This window comes from Rhodococcus sp. PAE-6, from assembly GCF_025290685.1.
Classification (GTDB): Bacteria; Actinomycetota; Actinomycetes; order Mycobacteriales; family Mycobacteriaceae; genus Rhodococcus; species Rhodococcus pyridinivorans.
This window is the reverse complement of the sequence record NZ_JAOCLZ010000186.1, coordinates 1-246: the sequence shown is the minus strand read 5'-3', so window position 1 is coordinate 246 and position 246 is coordinate 1. Positions and strand designations below refer to the sequence as shown.

At 57.3% G+C, this 246-nt stretch carries 1 protein-coding gene; it reads right to left on the bottom strand.

The annotated features are described in order from the left end of the window. On the bottom strand, nucleotides 1-246 hold a 246-nt coding region (locus NVV99_RS26730; protein ID WP_260783327.1), incomplete at both ends, for a phosphatase PAP2 family protein.

Genomic DNA, 246 nt, shown 5'->3' with positions numbered 1-246 from the left:
AAGCAACAGAAATGCCCAGCGGAAGCGCGGCATCAGCATGGCGAAAACACCAAAAAAAGCTCCGGCGGCCGTCGAATGGCCGGAAGGGAAACTTTCATAGAGATTGTCACCGGTAAATGGGGTCAGGCTATAGGCGCCCATTTCCAGAAGCAGCTCCGGCCGCGCCCGCCCGATCAGGAATTTCAGCGTGTGCACGAGAATGCTCGCCGTCCCGATCGTCAGGAAGAAGTAAGCAAGAAGCCGCCA